General features: G+C 40.7%; 14 protein-coding genes. 1 reads left to right on the forward strand and 13 read right to left on the reverse strand.

The features are described from left to right. Positions 1-31 precede the first annotated feature (31 nt). From DXC23_RS09585 to gpr, 10 genes are all read right to left on the reverse strand, one after another. Positions 32-1,186, reverse strand: coding sequence for an aminotransferase class V-fold PLP-dependent enzyme (locus DXC23_RS09585; RefSeq protein WP_117705896.1), 1,155 nt, complete (start codon positions 1,184-1,186; stop codon positions 32-34). Then, a complete protein-coding gene (locus tag DXC23_RS09590; protein WP_117705898.1) occupies positions 1,183-1,410 on the reverse strand; it encodes a DUF3343 domain-containing protein in 228 nt (75 codons plus the stop codon). Before DXC23_RS09590 ends, DXC23_RS09585 begins: the two co-directional genes overlap by 4 nt. A gap of 249 nt (positions 1,411-1,659) precedes the next feature. Continuing rightward, positions 1,660-4,062 carry an alpha-amylase family glycosyl hydrolase gene (locus DXC23_RS09595; protein WP_117705899.1) on the reverse strand — a complete coding sequence of 801 codons (2,403 nt, stop codon included), beginning with the start codon at positions 4,060-4,062 and terminating at the stop codon, positions 1,660-1,662. A 42-nt stretch (positions 4,063-4,104) separates the two neighbouring features. Then, a complete protein-coding gene (locus DXC23_RS09600; protein WP_117705901.1) occupies positions 4,105-5,691 on the reverse strand; it encodes a starch-binding protein in 1,587 nt (528 codons plus the stop codon). Positions 5,692-5,924: 233 nt separating this feature from the next. After that, complete coding sequence (locus DXC23_RS09605; RefSeq protein WP_117705903.1) at positions 5,925-7,196, reverse strand: replication-associated recombination protein A; 1,272 nt, start codon at positions 7,194-7,196, stop codon at positions 5,925-5,927. Between the two features lie 151 nt (positions 7,197-7,347). Next, a complete protein-coding gene (gene glyA, locus DXC23_RS09610; protein WP_117705904.1) occupies positions 7,348-8,604 on the reverse strand; it encodes a serine hydroxymethyltransferase in 1,257 nt (418 codons plus the stop codon). A 28-nt stretch (positions 8,605-8,632) separates the two neighbouring features. Next, positions 8,633-9,616, reverse strand: coding sequence for a tRNA dihydrouridine synthase DusB (gene dusB, locus DXC23_RS09615; protein WP_117705906.1), 984 nt, complete (start codon positions 9,614-9,616; stop codon positions 8,633-8,635). Positions 9,617-9,626: 10 nt separating this feature from the next. Further along, complete coding sequence (locus tag DXC23_RS09620; protein ID WP_117705907.1) at positions 9,627-10,163, reverse strand: hypothetical protein; 537 nt, start codon at positions 10,161-10,163, stop codon at positions 9,627-9,629. Positions 10,164-10,240: 77 nt separating this feature from the next. Then, positions 10,241-11,332 carry a stage II sporulation protein P gene (spoIIP, locus tag DXC23_RS09625; RefSeq protein ID WP_117705909.1) on the reverse strand — a complete coding sequence of 364 codons (1,092 nt, stop codon included), beginning with the start codon at positions 11,330-11,332 and terminating at the stop codon, positions 10,241-10,243. 55 nt (positions 11,333-11,387) lie between these two features. Next, on the reverse strand, positions 11,388-12,263 hold the full coding sequence (gene gpr, locus DXC23_RS09630; RefSeq protein ID WP_117705911.1) for a GPR endopeptidase: 876 nt from the start codon (positions 12,261-12,263) through the stop codon (positions 11,388-11,390). Positions 12,264-12,397: 134 nt separating this feature from the next. On the opposite strand from gpr, the gene DXC23_RS09635 reads away from it, so the two are divergent. Beyond that, positions 12,398-14,026 carry a lectin like domain-containing protein gene (locus DXC23_RS09635; protein WP_117705912.1) on the forward strand — a complete coding sequence of 543 codons (1,629 nt, stop codon included), beginning with the start codon at positions 12,398-12,400 and terminating at the stop codon, positions 14,024-14,026. Positions 14,027-14,074: 48 nt separating this feature from the next. Here DXC23_RS09635 and DXC23_RS09640 read toward each other — a convergent pair whose 3' ends face one another. The 3 genes from DXC23_RS09640 to DXC23_RS09650 are packed head-to-tail and all read right to left on the reverse strand — an operon-like array spanning position 14,075 to position 17,280. Further along, a complete protein-coding gene (locus tag DXC23_RS09640) occupies positions 14,075-15,889 on the reverse strand; it encodes a carbohydrate-binding domain-containing protein (protein ID WP_117705914.1) in 1,815 nt (604 codons plus the stop codon). Continuing rightward, positions 15,879-16,571, reverse strand: coding sequence for a DUF4956 domain-containing protein (locus tag DXC23_RS09645; protein ID WP_117705916.1), 693 nt, complete (start codon positions 16,569-16,571; stop codon positions 15,879-15,881). Before DXC23_RS09645 ends, DXC23_RS09640 begins: the two co-directional genes overlap by 11 nt. Next, positions 16,564-17,280 carry a polyphosphate polymerase domain-containing protein gene (locus DXC23_RS09650; RefSeq protein ID WP_117705917.1) on the reverse strand — a complete coding sequence of 239 codons (717 nt, stop codon included), beginning with the start codon at positions 17,278-17,280 and terminating at the stop codon, positions 16,564-16,566. Before DXC23_RS09650 ends, DXC23_RS09645 begins: the two co-directional genes overlap by 8 nt. Positions 17,281-17,335: the final 55 nt, after the last annotated feature.

Consider the following 17,335-nt stretch of genomic DNA (forward strand, 5'->3'; position numbering starts at 1 on the left):
AACACACAATCGCATTGAATTGCAACCTTTTTTACATTCTTTTGTAATAATTAATTTGACTGACTGATTTAACAAGATAGTTGACTTCATTTTGAGTTGAAAATGACGAAATCACTGCTCGAACTGTTCCTTTTTCGAGTGTTCCAAAGCACTTATGAGCAAGCGGCGCACAATGAAGTCCTGCCCTAACCGCAATATTAAATCTGTCACTAAGAATCTGCGCCGTTCTTTCGCTGTCAGTATCTTTCAAATTAAACGAAATAACAGGTACAAACTGCTTTTCGTCAGGTTTTGGAGTATAAAGCTCTATATTTTTAATTTTTCGCAGTCCGTCATAAAGATTTTGAGCGAGTTTTATTTCATAATCAAATATTTTTTGCGGAGTTTTATTCAGAACATATTTAATCCCCTCGTTAAGTCCTGCTATTCCGAGTAAATTATGAGTTCCGCTTTCAAATTTATCCGGTAAAATTTCAGGTTGGTTTATCTGTGCCGAAAGACTACCCGTTCCTCCCTGAGTCAGACTTTCGGGGATTACCTCACTGTTTATTATAAGCAAACCCGTACCCATCGGCCCGTATAACCCTTTATGCCCTGCTGTGCAAAGAAAATCTATATCCGAATTTTTCATAGAAATCGGTATAATTCCTGCGGTTTGAGCGGCATCGGTGCAAAACAATATGCCGTTTAGCCTGCACAAAGCCGCAATTCTTTCTATCGGCAGGCGCACACCAAATACATTAGACGCATGGGTACAAATTACAAGTTTTGTATTTTCTTTAAAAGAATTTCTGAAATTGTCTATTGTTTTTTCAGTATCGCCAAATTCAATTTCAGCAACTGAATAGTCTACTCCCTTAGTTTTGAGATATTCAAGCGGACGAACTACGGCGTTATGCTCATAAGAGGAAATCACCGCATGGTCGCCTGATTTTAATATGCCCTTAATTACAGTATTAAGAGCTGTTGTGCAATTATTTGTTATAATTACATTCTCCGGATTATCTATATCAAAAAGCTCAGCGGCATTTTTTCTGCAATCATACAATACCTCCGATGCTTTCATAGCCATTTTATGACCGCCACGCCCCGGATTTGCACCAATCTGCGTAATTGCGTAATTTACCGCATTTACAACAGACCTTGGTTTTGGAAAGGTGGTAGCTCCGTTATCAAAGTAAATCATTCTAAATCAGCAGGATATACTCCCTGCACAGGTATATTCATAGCCTTTAAAATTTCAATGCTTTCTTCAACTCTGTTCACAACAAGTAAACTATAACCGCATGAGCCGTTTCTGTATTGCAAAGGAGTGCGTATTATCTGAGTGCGTATTCCTCGTCTTTTGAGTGCCTCTCTACCCCGTTGCGTATAAGTGAGAGTGCTAAAAACAAAAACAGATTTTTTCATATTATTCACCACTTTATAAATCTTAATTTTTATATTCTCCCTGTTACATAATATGAATTAATTTTTATATGGTTATTTTAATGGGGGTGTATTATTTAGTTGTGGTTTAGCGCGCATAATTTAACAAATTTTAGAATTTTTAATAAGCAAAGCCAAATTCACGCTGCAATCATGATAAGACTAAACTTTCACATAGCAAAAGCGGCACTCACGAGGAGTGCCGCTATGCAATAACTTTTGGTTATTTAATTATTTAAGGAAAGAAGATGTACCGCCGATCTGGCCATCAATACCTGTAAAGCCATTTGCGCAGCATACATAAACTCTCATATTTGCCTTACCGATTTTTGAAACTGTAAGTGTTCCGTTTGTTACATTCTTAACATCACCTGTTACAGCATCTACATATCTGCCGTTAGGAATATTCTTAAATGTAGCACCACTTGATACAGTTACAAGTGCAAGGCTGTCAATACCGTCTTCTGCACTTGTATAACGGCGGATATAAGACATATCGCCACCTGTTACATAAGAATCAGAAGCTGTGTACTGACCTTTCTGAAGAGCAGGGATAGCTCTTCTGATAGCATTAAGCTTTGAAAGGTGAACGCTGAGTGGGCTTGCAAGTGTTTCAGCAACAGTACCTGATGCTGTGTACTCGCTAAAGTCAGTAGCTGTTACATCACCCTCAAGATAATCGCCGTAGTAAGCACGACCTGTTGTTGAAAGAGGAGCGTTAGGACCAACATCAATAACTTCGCCCTTCTGGAACTCAACCTCTGAACCATAGTAAACGCATGGAATACCACGGAATGTAAACATAAGGTCAAGGTTCTCTGCCCAAGTCTGTGTGCCGCCTGCAAAACGACTCTTTTCATCAGGCTGTTCAGGAGCATAGTCATGAGAATCAACATACATTACATTGTATGTTGCATCATTATAATACTGGTCTGTGCTCTTAGCAAAGTTATAAGCACTGCTTGCGTTACCAAACATTCTGTGCATCTGGAAGTCAATACCCTCCATACCCGATGCCATAGATCTGTCAGGTGTGTGGTATGTAATACCGTTTAAGAAAGCATTTTCTGAAGTAGGTTCATCTGTAGGATCATCTTCTTCGAGATAATGATCAAATACAACATTCATATTGTTGTTGATATCTTCAGCAGAAGTGCCGTAACTCCATAAATCAGCCCACTTATTGTTTGACTCTTTCCAAGTGTAGTAAGGTGTAGATTCCTCTGCGTGGCCACGATACCAAATCTGTGTGTAACGAGTACAGATTTCGCCAAACATAAGGAAGTTGTTGTTACCCGATGCCTTTGCAGCAGCATAAAGCTGGTCATTGTACATAAGGTTAAGTGCAAGTCTTGGAATATGTCTTACTGTATCAACACGGAAACCGTCAACGCCCATATTGATATAGTCTGAGTATACATCTACGATGTGTTCTGCTACTGCCGGATTTTCTGTGTTGAGGTCAACACAGTCACCTGCGATTTGAGCAAATTTACAGGTCCAGTCATCCCAGTTAAGGCTCTGGAAATAACCTGTATGATAATAGTTGTTTGCATTAAATGTGTCAGAATTTGAAATCTTTGCAGAATCATAATCTTTTGCGTCCGGTAAGCTGCCTGTTGAGTTACCTACATCCGAAGAGTATGTTGTATTCTTCATAAGGTTAAGTCTTTCAGAATACTGAATTCCAGGCTTCTGTGCCCAGTATTCCTCTGCTGAATTAAGTCCGTATGTGTCAAGAAGCAAGTCTGTAGGAATCATTGACTCTTCAAGATTTGAAAGGTCTTTTGTTGTATCTTTTTCAAAAAGATTGCAGAAATAAGCCTCACCGAAGTTACCGGTATGCTGGAAAACTACGTCCTGAATAATCTTCATACCTTTTGCGTGAACCTCATCAATAAGATCCTGGTATGTAAAATCATCACTCTCATAACGAACATCAACGGTTGAGAAGTCCATAGCATGATAACCGTGATAATCATAGCCTGAACCGTTTGTAACTACAGGTGTAATCCAGATAGCTGAAAAGCCAAGTGCCTTTATATAGTCAAGCTTGTCTGCAAGACCTTTGAAGTCACCACGCCATGCAGGGTCTGAATCAGGGTTATTTGCCTGTGTGTCATCCCAGCAATGAACATTGTTGCCTGTATCTCCGTCATAGAAACGGGTTGTCATAACAAAGTAGATAGACTCTTCACGCATATCCACTGAATCAACAGGGTCAATTTCATCAGGATTGTACTTTGTCCATCTCTTGTTTTTGTACCACCACTCACCGGTAGTTCTTCTTAATTCAGGTGAATACTGTTTGCCGTCTTTATCTGTAAAAATCATATTTACAGCCGTAACATCGTTGATTACATAAGTAAACCAACCGTTTGAAGAGGCAGTCATTTTTTCACCCGGATATGAATCTGACATTGCGCTGTTTGTTGGAAGTGAATTCCAAAGGTAAACATATGGCTGTGCAAGTTCACTGTTCTGATAATGAATAGTAATGCCTGTTTCAGCTGACGCCGCACCAACCTCTTCGGTTGTAGCGTCAGCGTCAGCAGCGTTTACAGATACTATGCCTGCTGTAATAACAAGCATTACAGAAAGTACTAATGCACACCATTTTTTAATTTTTGTCATAATAGTACCTCAATATATTTTAGTTAATCGTCATATGTTAAATTACTGTCCTGCAGCCATCTTCTGAATCATTGTAGCGTCGATAACATCAAGAACACCGTTACCGTCAATATCACATGTCTTGAAATCATATTTCATACCGCTGTATTCAGCAATGATCATCTGGAGATATGTAGCATCGTTTACATCAACTTTGCCGTCACCGTTGCAGTCGCCAAGCATAAACGGAGTTGATGTAGGCTGTACTGAAGTTGTAGGCTGTGTGGTTGGTTTTGGTGTTGTTGGTTTTGGTGTTGTTGTTGTAGGAATAACAGATGTAGTCGGCTGTGTTGTAGTCGGTACATTCGAATCAGCTGTATAAGTATAAGTCTTTGAAACCTTTGAGTTGTCAGAACCTTCGACATATACTTCAACTGTGTATGTTCCCTTTACTGTAGGTACAAATGAGTATGAATCGTTAAGTGTGTAATAAGGAATGTTCTTATTACCGTTTGGATCTGTAACTACATACTTATAGAAAAGAAGGTTTGTACCTGTATTACCGCCGCCTGCAAGGACTTTAACGGTAGCTTTTGTGTTGAGCTTAATAAAGTTAAGATTAAATGGTGTTACATTTTTAATAACAGGCTTAACGAGTGTTGAGTCATCTGCAACAGTAAGTGTGAGTGAACGCTCGTTTGTGTTGCCCTTTGTATCAGAATACTCAAACTTGATTGTATATTCACCAACTGCTGATGGTGTCCATACATATGAGTTTGTCGAGCTCATAGGAGATACTACCTTGCCGTTTACAGAAATCTGATAGCTGATAGTAGCATTTACAAGGCTATTTGCTGTTGTTGAAAGTGTAACAGCTGTACCTGTATAAATTGTGCTCGATGGGTCTGCTTTATAAGAAGTTACCTGAATATCACTTGTATCATATACAGACCAAGTATTTGTCTTGTTGTTGTAAAGGTCGCCTGAACCTACTGTAAGGTCATTTGACTTATTGCTGCCTGAACTGAAGATAACATTCTTATAAGCCTTATTAGGAGTATAAGACCATACATTATCGCCGATTTCAGTCATTGATTTGCCCGGCCATGCAGCGTTGCTATCTGTGGTGCTGTTCCACATATAGCAATATACATTTGACCAACCTGCATCATTCTGGCAGTAAATTGGTTTTGCATTGCCCGAAGAAGTTGACGGCTGTGTAGCCTGTGTCGGCTTAGTTGATGATGTTGCCTGTGTAGCTGAAGTAGCCTGTGTTGGAAGTGTTGTGCCTGAGTAAGCTGACCACTTGCCTGTGCTGAGGTCATAGATCTGACCGTTGCCGGCATAAGTAAGGTTGCCTGTCTGTTTGCCACTGCCGTTGTTGAAAATAACATTCTTAAAATCACCAGAAACTGTGTAAGCATAAACGTCATCTTCAACCTTTGTCATAGCCTGACCAGGCCATGTTGCGTTGTTGCCTGCACCATCTGTCCACATATAGCAGTACAGATTGGTCCAGCCGTTGTTTGCACGAACGTATACAGTATCGCCTGTTGCTGCTGATACTGCCATACTGCCTGCACAAACTGCTGATACTGCGAGCATAATACAAAGTATTAAGCTGAGTACCTTGTGCTTTGTTGTTACCATAAGAATTTCCTCCAAATTTTTTGTTATGGTTTTTGTGGATAATATAATTCCACATTCTGACAATTATATTATACAACAATGTTTGTTAACTGTTTTTTCTTTTGTGGAATTATTTAATTTTATTGCAAACAAAATTATTATACAATATTTGTATACAATTAACAAAAAGCAAGTGATTTGCAAAAATTAATATCAATATGCACAAATGCAATGTGCATTTTTTGTGATAAATACTAATACCTTTTATTCTTGATTTTATCCCAATAAGCCTTGTATGCCTGCTCGTTTTTATTGTCGCCGTATTCGTAATAAACTCTGTCACGAATAGTATCGGGCAAATATTGCTGATTTACATAATGATTAGGATAATCATGAGGATAGTTATAAAATTGTCCTTTATTGTTATTGTCTTCCCCATCGTAGTGCATATTTTGAAGTTGTCTTGGTACAGGACCGTAATTTCCGAGCTTTAAGTCCTGAGTTGCACGATTTATTCCCATATAAGCCGAGTTTGACTTTGGAGCATTGCACACCATTACTACGGCATCGGCAAGCGGTATTCTTGCCTCAGGCAATCCGACTGCCTGAGCAATATCCACGCAAGACTTCACAATAGGAATAAGCTGCGGATATGCAAGTCCAACATCTTCACAAGCACACACCATAAGTCTTCTGCAAGCGCTCGGCAAATCGCCTGCCTCAAGCAAGCGTGCAAGATAATGCAAAGCTGCGTTGCTGTCACTGCCACGCATACTCTTTTGATAAGCCGAAATAATGTCATAATGCTCGTCGCCGTCTTTATCATATCGAACTGCGCTTTTCTGCACAAGCTCGCTTACTATCTCTTCGGTAACGGTTTTAACTCCGTCTTCCTCATCTGCCACAAGAATAGAAAGCTCAACCGCATTCATTGCTTTTCGTACATCTCCTCCACAACCGAACGCAATTTTTTTGCGGCAGCTTTCGGGAAAATCGACCTCTATCTCCTGTTCCTCTGCAATTATATCGGCGGCTCTTTTTACGGCTCTTTCAATCTCTTCGGGCGGTACGGATTTAAATTCAAAAACAGTAGAACGACTGAGAATAGCATTATAAACATAAAAATACGGGTTTTCGGTAGTTGATGCAATCAGAGTTATAGAGCCGTTCTCAATGTATTCAAGCAAAACCTGCTGCTGCTTTTTGTTGAAATACTGAATCTCGTCAAGATACAGCAAAATTCCGTTCATTCCCGAAAAAGTGTTAAGCTCCGATACAACCTCTTTTATATCTGAGGTAGATGCGGTTGTACCGTTCAGCTTTTTCAGAGTTCTGTTAGTTCTTTTAGCTATATATGTAGCAAGTGTAGTTTTTCCCACGCCTGATGGGCCGTAAAAAATCAAATTTGGAATTTCTCCGCTTTCAATTATTTTTCGTAACGGCTTGTTTGGCCCAAGCAAATGCTTTTGCCCTACTATATCGTCAAGTGTTTGCGGTCTTATTCTGTCTGCAAGCGGAGTATTCATAGAGTAAACCTCGTTTCGTTTTGAAAATCATTATATAATTATAGTACATTTGTTCGCACAATTTGTCAAGAATTTTGGTAAAAAAATCCGTTCCGCCTTTAGTTTGACGGAACGGAATATTATTCTTAAAGCGAATTATTTATTAAACAAATTATTCGTAAAGCGGATACTTTTTGCAGATTTCTTCAACGCCTGCTCTTACCTTGTCGGCGCTGTTTTCAAAATCATTGAGAACAAGTGTGATATACTCGGCAATCTTGTCCATATCTTTCTCATTAAGACCTCTTGTTGTAACGGCAGCAGTACCGATACGAACACCGCTTGTTACGAACGGAGAAAGTGGCTCACCCGGAATAGTGTTCTTATTTACTGTGATGTAGCACTCATCAAGACGAGCCTCAAGCTCCTTGCCTGTAACGCCTGTATCACGAAGATCCATAAGAAGTACATGGTTGTCTGTACCGCCTGAAACGAGCTTGTTGCCTCTCTTGAGAAGTCCCTCTGCAAGTGCCTTACAGTTAGAAACAATCTTTGCGCCGTACTCCTTGAACTCAGGCTTTAATGCCTCGCCAAAGCAAACTGCCTTTGCTGCGATTGTGTGCATAAGCGGGCCACCCTGTGTACCCGGGAAAATAGCCTTGTCAATCTGCTTAGCAAATTCTTCACGACAGAGGATAAGACCGCCTCTTGGGCCACGAAGAGTTTTGTGAGTTGTAGATGTAACAAATTCGCAGTATGGAACAGGGTTTGGATGAACGCCTGCTGCAACAAGACCTGCAATGTGAGCCATATCTACCATAAGATAAGCGCCAACCTCGTCTGCAATTTCACGAAGTTTAGCAAAGTCGATAATTCTCGGATAAGCGGACGCACCTGCTACGATGAGCTTTGGCTTACATTCCTTGGCGATTTCAAGAACCTTATCGTAATCAATTCTGTGTGTAACGCTGTCAACGCCGTAAGGTACAAAGTTAAAGTACTTACCTGAAATATTTACGGGTGAACCGTGTGTAAGATGACCGCCCTCGTTAAGATTCATACCCATAACTGTGTCGCCGGGATTGAGCATAGCAAAGTAAACTGCTGTGTTAGCCTGAGCGCCTGAGTGTGGCTGAACATTTGCGTGCTCTGCGCCGAAAAGCTCACAAGCTCTCTTGCGTGCGATTTCCTCTACAACATCTACGCACTGGCAACCGCCATAGTAACGCTTTCCGGGATAACCCTCTGCGTACTTATTTGTAAGCAAGCTGCCCATTGCTGCCATAACAGCAGGAGAAACTATATTTTCGCTTGCAATAAGCTCAAGATTTCTTCTCTGTCTTTTAAGTTCAGCTGTCATTGCCTCGCCAACAGCAGGATCATAGCTGTTGAGGTAATCGAGTGCTGCGATATTAGTTTTTTCACTCATAATTATTCCCCTTTATCTAAAATAAATTTTAAACATCATAAACAGATGCTAAAGCCTTGTTTTTAAGTGCGTACAAATCATCAAGCGTACACACCTTGCCCGACTGATTTCTAAGCTCTGCCGCACCACGCATACCTTTAAAGTATCCTGCAATCAGTTTTCGTGCTTGCAGCATTGCCATATGCTCGCCCTTGTACTCAACCATTTTTTCAATGTGTCGGCACATAACATTGAGCTTTTCTTCAAGAGTCGGCTGTTTGAGAACGCAATCGGGATTTTCAAGATAAGCGTTTATTTGAGAAAAAATCCATGGATTGCCAAGTGTAGCTCGTCCAATCATTACAAGCCTGCATCCTGTGTAGTCCATTACTTCTTTAGCCTTTTGGGCAGAGGTAATGTCGCCGTTTGCAATAACAGGAATTGACACCGCATTGCTGACTTCCTTTATAATATCATAGTCAACAGGCGGCTTATAATACTGTTCTCTTGTTCTGCCATGAACTGTAATTGCCGCTGCGCCTGCCTGTTCGCAAATTTTAGCAACCTCAACTGCATTTACAGCTGAGTTATTCCAACCCTTTCGGATTTTAACCGTAACAGGCACATCAACGGTGCTCGTTACTGCTTTTACAATTTCTCCGCAAAGCTGCGGATTTTTCATCAATGCACTGCCGCTGCCGTTTGAGCTGATTTTAGGAGCAGGGCAGCCCATATTTATATCAATAATATCGGGCTTGTTTTCCATAGAATGTATAGCAGCATCAGCCATACATTTGGGATCATCTCCGAAAATCTGAATACCGCATGGTCGCTCATAATCGGAGATTTCCATAAGTTCTTCACTTTTCTTACTGTTGAAAGAAAGTGCCTTTGAGCTTACCATTTCGCTTACGCAATAGGCAGCGCCAAATTCTACGCAAAGCTCACGATATGCCCTGTCGGTAACGCCTGCCATAGGGGCAAGCACTGCGTGGGACTTAAATTCAACATTTCCTATTTTTACTTTTTCCATACCGCTCTCCTTATGAAGAATAAATATCTCTCTGCTCTCTTCTGCGTTCAAGCACATAAGATATTTTTGTGCTGAGCAATACGAAAATCAAAACAATTATACCTACAATTACGCAAACCCAATATACAACACCTGCGGCATCATTGGTTTCGTAACGCTTTGTACTAACTTTTGAAGTTGAAAGCTGGGTAGGCGACACCGTTTCATTGACTACATTATTATTAAAATCATATTCTGTTGTTTCTTCGTAATACGGCTCTGTCGGTTCTTCGGTATATACAGGCTCCGTATATTTTTCTGTAACTTCTTCGGTATAATATTCTGTCGGCGGCTCTGTGTAAGGCTCGGTTTCGGGATAGGTTTCAGGCTCGGTATATTGAGTTTCTGTATATTCTGGTTCTGTATAAACCTCGGTTTCCGATACATCTCCGTCATCTATTCCGTCGCCGTCAATATCAACGGCATTTGTGCCGATTGCAGCCACAAACATAAACAATACCGCAAACAGCATACAGATTGCATATTTTGAAATTCTGTATTTTTTCATTACATTACTCCTTGCGGATACATATATTCAAATTATACCAAAAGTCGCAATATATTGCAAGCTATTTTTACATTTAATTATAACCCGTGTTTAAGAACCTCATAAAGCACATTGCCAAGCAGCTCTCCGCTGTACTCCGCCTCCTCTATTGTATTTGCGTCTGTTCCTATTTCTATAAGCAAAGAACCGTCACAAATATATTCGTTATAAGCAAAATAGCCGAAATTGAGCGGTCTTGTCATTCCGGGGTACATCTCTTCGGCTTTGTTTTGAATTTTCAGTGCAAAATTCAAGTTGTTTTCCCAATTCAAAAAATTCATTTCACCGTCTGTATCGCAGCCCGACAAAATCATAATTTGCGCCCCCTGCTTACCGTCATATGTAAATACAGGCTTTACCTTTTGAGTTTCCGTACCGATTGCGTCACGGTGAATATCAATTATTACCTTAATATCCGTATTATTTTCCATAATGCTTTCGACCGTCTGCGCACTTCTGTCATAAGAACCGCTGTATGTTGAGTCGTGCACCGTGGTATCGTGCATTGTCTTTATACCACGCTTGTTGAGCACATCGGTAATTGCATCTCCGACAGCCGTTACATTATAATCATTGTTCTGTGTGCGTGAGTAATAGCTTTCGTAAAAATAATCCACATCTTCATCCATATAACTTTCGCTTGTATGGGTGTGGTAAATAAGCACCTGCGCCGAACCGTTTGAATCCACATCAAACGGCAGCTCACTGCTTAAGGCGGACTCAAAATCATAATCAAGTCCCGTATTGTTTTTTACATATGCCGTACCGCATTTTACACCGTTTGCCCCAATATGCTCGGCAAGAATGTCATATACTTCTTCCCCACTATGGTCGCCGAAAGAATCGTAATATCCTGTTTTATCCTTTTCACCATTAAATTTTCTTGTAATCGTTACAGCCTTGGTTGTCGGCTGTGTTTCCTCCTGCTTTTTTGGCTCTGTCCGATTTTCGTTTGTATTTGCAAGATTTGAAAGTTTATATGTACCGTCAGACAAGGTGAGCGCCGCAACAGCGAGAGCGGCAGGCTTATCACTTGCAAAACATTCGGGCAATCTTTTATAAATGCAGAAAACGGCAGTCAATACAAGAACTATTGACGCCGTTATTTTTAATGCTCCTAATCTTTTCACAAAATCACCGCCTTATAAAAATATATGCCGATGATTTTAATGTATGACCAAATTGCTACATAAGAGATACAAGCTCCGATATATTAAATTCATTTTGCAAAGCACCGTTGAGTGCAAAAGAAATAAGTCTTGAGGCTCTTTCTGTAAGCAAATCAATTTCTCGTGGAATAACAACCATCTGCCTGCCCTGCGGAGTTATTCTGCGCCTTGCTCTGTGCGGATCGTTTCCGCTTAATAAATCTGATGCAAAGGTAGCGGCATCTACAACAGTCGGCACTCCTATTGCAATTACAGGCACTCCTATGGTGTCCTTGTTAATTTTTGTGCGGTGATTTCCCACACCTGCACCGGGTGAAATTCCCGTATCACTTATTTGCAGAGTACAGCCGAGCCTTTCAAGTCTGCGTGACGCAAGCGCATCTACTACCACAACGGCATTCGGCTTTATTCTTTTTACAATGCTTAAGATGTACTCGCCTGTTTCTATGCCCGTTTGTCCCGTTACTCCCGTTGCCATAACCGCAACAGGTCTTAATCTGTCAAGTCCCGTACTCCTTGCAATCTCTCCCGAAATATGCCTTGTCGCAAGCACCCTTGCGCTCGTTTTCGGCCCGAGGGAATCGGGAGTAATCTCCGGGTTTCCGAGCCCCACCACAAGCACAAGTCCGTTGACAGGCAAAAGCCTGCGGATTTCTTTTCCTATTGTTATAAGCCTTTCATCGGTTTCCGTAAAATTATCAGTAAGTGACGGAAGTTCAATCGTAATGTATGTTCCCTCTTCCTTGCCGAGTTGCTGCTGAGCTTTTCGTGTTTTTACCTCAAGTCTTGAAATGTCAAGTCCGTTTTCACTGTACTGCACAAAGTCAACGCCGCCCACATCTTCGCCTGCTATTTCTCTTGCCTCTACCGCAAGGTCTGTTCTCAGTTCCATAAAGTCGCCCCTTTTATCTGAATACTGCTATTATCTTGTGTATAAACATTGCTTATATTCTTTACAAGAAAGAAAATCTTTGATATAATTATTTAATATAATTAAAATTTTAATAAAAGGTGTGATTGTAAAAAATGAAAAAATCACCTGCAATAAAGGCGATAACAATTTCAATATCTGCATTTATGCTTTTTTCGGCAGTGGGCATTACGGCAAATGCCGCCGAAATTGACAGCAATACAAAATCACTTAAAAATTTTCAGATAAACACTTACAGCAATTCAGACGATACACAAGCCGACCTGCCGACTTCTTTCAGCTCGGTGGACTACAACATTGTAAATCCGCCAAAGGATCAGCGATACAACGATTGCTGGATTTACTCCTCGCTCTCTGCGCTTGAAACAAAACTTCTAAAAAGTGGTTTTACCGCAAATAATTTTTCAACAGAGCATATGAACCTATGGGCAACTACAAAAAGCAACGGCAAGGGTTGGCTGAGGAGTATTACATCTGACGGCTATGCTTTTACCGCACTCGGATATTTAAGCTCGTGGCAGGGCGGAATTGAACAGAGCGACTTCGAAAGCTTTGCCGATGAATACAACCCCGACACCGACCTATCTTCTCTTGTTAATTACGGAGCAACGGCTATAAAGTATCTTGATAATTGCTCACGAGAAGAAATAAAGCAGGAGATTATGGACAACGGCTCAATTTATGCCGCATATTCGCATAGTACATTTTACGAAAACAGCGACAGAACCGCTTATTTTTGCCCGAAAGGCTCGCCAAAAGCTACGGGGCACGCAATAGCTATTGTCGGCTGGGACGATGATTTTGCAAAGGAGAATTTTAAAACCGCCAACGGTATTCTTCCCGAAAATAACGGCGCATGGCTCGTAAAAAACAGCTGGGGCAACTACAACAGCTTAAACGGCTATTTTTGGATGTCGTATGAAGACGCCTACCTTTTCAGCAGTACATTCAGATATAACTATGCCATTGAAGATGTAACACCGATTACCGATGATATAAAGCTGATGCAAAATGAAATTTACGGTGCTACCTACGAATTTAATTACATTGACTATGACAGCGTTACTTATCTTAATCTTTTTAATTTTTCAGAGGGATACAACAAGCTCGATTCGGTAATGTTTGAAAGCACTGCCAAAAATTCGGATTACGAAATTTATTATGTTCCTGCCGAAAATAAAACTCCCGTAAGCGATGAATCCAAATGGACATTGCTAAGCACAGGTACAGTTCCTTACAGCGGCTACTTAAATATTGACACAAACGATTTTGATTTGCCTGTTACATACGGTGCGATTGCCGTAAAAATCAGTAAAAATGAGGCAAGCGACAAAAACACTATCGGCGTTGGCGAATGGCTGAATAAATCGAACGGACAATTTGCCTTTATAAATGAAACCAAAAAAGGCGAAAGCTATATTTATAAAGACGGAAAAATGATTGATATTCTCGATTGGTACAAAGCCGAGCGAGATGATGACCTCGGCGGTACTTTTGTTATAAAAGCAATTACAAATAAAACCGAGCTTGCTGTAACTATGCTCGGAGATATTGATTTAAACAATAAACTTGATGTACTCGATGTTACGGATTTACAAATGGCAATTTCGGGTGGTTCAAATCTTACGGCTGTTCAAAAGCTGAATGCCGATACCGACCAAAATAATGAAATAAATGTAAATGATGTAACCCAACTTCAAATTATGATTTCCGATAAAAACTAAACAAAAGCAAAAATCACAACTGCTCAGCCGAACAGTTGTGATTTTATTTTATCTCATTTGAGGAGGATCGGACATATCCGAGTCATTCGGTCTTTCCATTCCGTTCATATCTCTGCCACCCATACCGTTAGGGCCGCCCATTCCGCCTGAGCCATAAATAAGTGAAGTCATTTCAACCTCTGTTGAATACTCTCCTGCGGTTACTGTATAGGTCTGTCCCGTTGTAATTTGCGGACAGCTGATTACTACGCAAGCATATGTTTTGGTAGGAGTGAAAGATACCAAAACTTCTCCACTGCTGTTTTTAAGTGTAATTTCTCCGCTTGAGTTTGCATTGACAAACATTGAACCCTGCGTTGAGTTTTCGCCGAAATTCTGCGCCATCTGAGTTGAACCTGCCGCAACGAATATACCGCCTGTAATTGTTGCCTCGCCGTCATAATCAAGTGCGCCGTCCGCTCCGCTTGTAGGGCCTGAAACATAGGTTTCTCCGCCTGTAACAGTGAGTGAACCATTAGAATCCACTCCGTCACCGTCTGCTTCTATTGTAATTTTACCGCCCGATATGGTAATAGATGCATTTGATGAGCTGAAATTATCTCGATCAAAACCACCGCCAAAACCGCTTTCATCTTTTCCGCCTGCGGCATTTATTCCGTCATCACTTGCTTTCAAGGTAATTGTGCCGCCCGAAATTTCAACCTCTGTTCCCTCTATGCCCTCATAGCTTTCGGTAATATTTACAGTGCCTCCGCTTATGCTTGTTTTGCTGTCTGCGTGAATACCGTCATCTCCGCTTGAAATTGTAAATGTGCCGTTTGTAACGGTAACATTTGTGTTTGAATGTAAAGCGTCGTCCTCGCAGTTCAGATTAAATGTACCGCCGCTGATTGTGAGATCTCCTACGGCTTTTATGCCTTTCACACTTGCGGAATCCGTTGCGCTTGAGGAGCTTGAACCACTGCTTGAAGTGATATTAAATGTACCGTTTTCAATTTGAGCGGTAGTGCCTGCGTCTATACCGTCACCCTTGCAATTAACGGTAAAATTGCCGTCTGCAATATACACAAAGCCTTTTGAGGTATCGTCTGTATTCTCTGCGTGAAGTCCGTCTTTGTCTGAGGTAAGGTTGTAAGTGCCGCTCGCAATTCTTATGCTGTCTTGACCGCTTAATGCGTGGCTTGCCGCTGTAACTGTATATTCTCCGCTTGTGAGCTTTAAATCGTCCTTAGAAACAATGCCATGACCTTTTTCGGACGAAACCGTCAGCTTGCCCTCACCGTTTAGAGTTATGTCATCTTTAGAAAATACCGCCGCATCTACATTATTATCGTCTGTCTGAACATACTCCCCTGTTGAGGCAAGTGTATTTTCGGAATCTTTCGCCGTTGTTACAAATACTTTATCCGCCTGCTTTACATACAATGCGGCGCTTGATTTGCAAGTAATCGAGGCATTTTTGAGTACAATTTGAATTTTGGTTTTGCTGTCTGCGTCCACAATAATCTGTCCGTCTGCTGTTGTACCTGTTATTATGTATGTACCCTCGTCCTTGAGCGTAGCCTTACTTCCGCTTACCGTTACACTGTCTGAACTTGCGGTTGCGCCCGATGACGAAAAAGCAACCGTAACCGCCGAGCTTTCATCATAGCCAACCTCTTTGTCACGGTCGGTGAACATATCGCTGTCAAGAGATTCATCCGAAGCGATTGAAGCCGTAGAAACACTGTCTTTTGTAACAGTTGAAGAATTTGTCGAGGATGTTTTTTCATCTGTATTTGCGCAGCCTGTTACACTTACGGATATAATAAGTGCCGCAAGCAATGCTGCAAATTTCCCTTTGCTTTTTAAATTAAAGCTCATTATTAGTTATCTCCTGTCTTGCCATACTGATTTCAAGATTGCCGTTTCTGCATCTTAAATCGTCAATAAAATCTTTTTCTTCTGTCGAGTTTTTAAGAGTTACATTATATGTCAGCTTAAACAAACTGCCCATATTAGCTGTTTTTACCGACACAACCTCTGACTTCTGAGTATATTTTTCAAAGAGGTCGTCAAAAGCACCTGTATAGTTGAGATCCTCGGGAATGGTTATTCTTAATATTCTGTCCTGCTCAAGCCTTTTGTCTGCACCGATATTTATTTTATTAAGCACAAACATTGCTAATCCTAAAATCAAGGCGAATAAAACGGCATATCCGAGGTAACCCATTCCGCAAATAAGACCTGCGCCCATTGCAAGGAAAATTGTGCCGATTTCCTTAGCCGTACCGGGTACAGAGCGGAAACGCACAAGGCTGAATGCACCTGCAACCGCTACACCTGCACCCACATTTCCGTTTACCATCATTATTACTACGCACACAACCGCCGGCAACAATGCAAGGGTTACAACAAAACTCTTAGTGTACTTTGTTTTATACGAATAAACAACCGCAAGAAAGATACCAATTACAAGCGCAACCGCAATGCAAAGTAAAAACTGCGGAACTGCTATTGATTCGGTTGTTGTACTGAAAATTCCTGAAAATAATGTATTAAGCATATTTTTTACCTCCGTTTGCTTTTTCGTGCATAATTGCAAGATAAGCATTGCCATATTTTGAAAAAGATGTTTTATAGATTTTGTTTTCACTTAAAATTTTTGTCATCCACATAGGAACAGCCGTACCCGTTTTTATTTCCATAAGTGAATAATCCTTCTGCAATATAGGCGTACCGTAAATGCCTTTGCAAAGCGACAAATCATAATCACGCCAAAGAATATTGTTATCAAAGGTTACTCTGAAATCATAATCATTTTTTGAATAAAAAGCCTCTTGATTGTAAAAAATCACAACCTGCGGAGCAATCCCATTGTAGTGTTCAAGAAAATAATCAACTTCACGCAAAATCTGACTGTCTGCCATATGCTCGCCACTGCATAGATAACGCATACTTTCACTTTCTGTCATTTCTGTTCTGCGTTTATAAACAACCCTTTTGTATTTTTTCTTGATTTCTATAAATGTTGTGCTGTCGTGCTTGGCAACGCCGTAGCTCCTCAGCCTGAGCTTTTCTTTGTAAAGCGGATGCTCAAGCGAGCGCCTTATAAGCAAAAAATCGGGTGTATCAAAATAAATGTTGCAAATTGTGCTTTTGCCGTACTTATCGGCATACATATATTTCTGCATTTCCTGCATAATCATTTCTTTTTGCTCGTTTGTCACAAGGTACTTTATTTCATAGCGCTTAAATACGCTTTGATAACTCATATTTATTCCCCTTTCGTTTTGATGAGTATATTGTACCTGAGCAACTTTAAATGAA

The sequence above is a fragment of the Eubacterium sp. OM08-24 genome (assembly GCF_003438075.1).
Taxonomy (GTDB): Bacteria; Bacillota; Clostridia; order Oscillospirales; family Acutalibacteraceae; genus Ruminococcoides.